The organism is Cedecea sp. B1(4), from assembly GCF_059414925.1.
The window spans coordinates 1-1,657 of record NZ_JCAHMZ010000024.1 but is presented as its reverse complement, the minus strand read 5'-3'; the positions used below and the strand labels follow the sequence as shown (position 1 = coordinate 1,657).

Genomic DNA, 1,657 nt, shown 5'->3' with positions numbered 1-1,657 from the left:
TTGGTTTGGGGGAGGCGGCGAAACGAGGAGTTGGAACTGGTGCGAACCAGATACCTGATGCGAATGACTTCAGGCGAGATTTAAAATCAACCGGCTATCAGTTCTTGCCGGGTGGGTTATTAATACAGTGGGGTGCGAGTGGTCCCGATCTAAACACTGGTACAGCAACAATAAATTATTCGGTGCCATTTTCCCAACGGCCATTTTTCATCGGTTTTGGGTATCGCCAATCATCCTTACCAACAGTGATTCAATCTATCATCGTCAACGATCTAATTAATAATAATAACGGATTTCAAGCTCGCTGCCTTCAGTATGATGGCACAGGATTGGTTAATGGACAGAGTGCATTTAATTGGTTTGCAGTAGGTGTTTAATCTCCATGTATATAATCCATTAACAATGTAAGGCGTGTCTTTATCGGCACAATAAAGTATTGTGCCGAATCATTGTTTACACGGCTGGCCTCAGAGGCCATTTGATATCAGGCGCGGTGGAGGTATCTACCGCCTTCATCGCTTTGATATATTCTATCCAGACGATTAATTTCTCTTTATCAGCATCGCTGATAATACCCAAGGTGAGTTCTGTTCGCCAATCAGCAGTGATATTGTTTGCTTCACTTAACAGGGTTTGCCGCTTTAGTTCCGCATCAGAAATATCATCTTTCTTCATCGCACTAATATCTGTCACCCATTTTTCGCCATCCCATTTATCATAGACAGTTACAGGGGCGATTGTCGTTACATCCGATGGATAATCACCCAGTGTTGAGATAGTGATTTTATCGCCATCAAACTTCCTATAAACCGTTTCACCTCTGTGGTCGGGGATATATTCCCACGCTGTAAGATCATTTTTTCGACAAATGGCAAACCCTTTTTTTCGTTCGCCTGGTACATCAATGCAGGAATTGGCAGGTAAACCGACTCCAATAGCAAGATATTCAACCGTTAAAGAAAGATACTCTTTCGTATACCCATCATAGTTAAATACATTAATTTCTCCAGCCAGTGTCGCAATAAGATCGTTGTTTAATTTTGCGTCAGTCATTATACGGCCCTCACTATAAAGTTAAATGCAATATTTCGAGGTCTATTTTCGTTTGAAGTTGGAACCACTAAAGAGGCATCAAACAAAACACCATAATTTGTCACAGGGTATGAATTTTGGGGCACAGGGATTATCGAATTATTTACACCTGAATCATATATGGCAAGGGCACCATTAACACCCGTTGGGAGAACTACTGTATTATTTATCTGCCCTTGAGTATAAGCGACTATACTCCCTCGAATATTACGTATTGTATCACCCTGTAATGACAGTAATGCACGCCCTGCGTCCCCCCCTCTCCCATCATCCCAGCCACGAATAAACTCCCCACGTAAATCAGGCAATACAAGCGCGGGATATACCTGTGCAAGTTTTGGATATTGAGCCGCTGAAAACGCTGCGCCATTGCATTTCAACCATCCTGCCGGCGCTACAGACAACGCCCACGGAACAGGCACACCAACCGGCAAAGCCGATCCTTCCCCCAAACCAACCTTTAAGAAAATGCACATCCTGCCGCGCCGTGGCATGCTCTCAGCCTTTTATGAGGCAAAACGTCATGCTGATAGGCTATGTCAGGGTGTCAACAAATGACCAAAAC

General features: G+C 43.8%; 3 protein-coding genes and 1 pseudogene. 2 read left to right on the top strand and 2 right to left on the bottom strand.

Annotated elements, in window-relative coordinates; genetic code table 11:
- The coding region (locus tag ACR6JA_RS21975; RefSeq protein WP_494599493.1) for a gp53-like domain-containing protein at positions 1 to 377 on the top strand (377 nt) is incomplete at its 5' end.
- A 76-nt stretch (positions 378 to 453) separates the two neighbouring features.
- On the opposite strand, the gene ACR6JA_RS21970 is transcribed toward ACR6JA_RS21975, so the two are convergent.
- Complete coding sequence (locus ACR6JA_RS21970; protein ID WP_494492626.1) at positions 454 to 1,053, bottom strand: tail fiber assembly protein; 600 nt, start codon at positions 1,051 to 1,053, stop codon at positions 454 to 456.
- Positions 1,053 to 1,526, bottom strand: a complete 474-nt coding sequence (locus ACR6JA_RS21965) for a phage tail protein (protein WP_494599491.1) — start codon at positions 1,524 to 1,526, stop codon at positions 1,053 to 1,055. Before ACR6JA_RS21965 ends, ACR6JA_RS21970 begins: the two co-directional genes overlap by 1 nt.
- Here ACR6JA_RS21965 and ACR6JA_RS21960 point away from each other — a divergent pair.
- Positions 1,421 to 1,657: pseudogene (locus ACR6JA_RS21960) on the top strand (hypothetical protein); the annotation flags it as partial. The gene ACR6JA_RS21965 and the pseudogene ACR6JA_RS21960 overlap by 106 nt on opposite strands.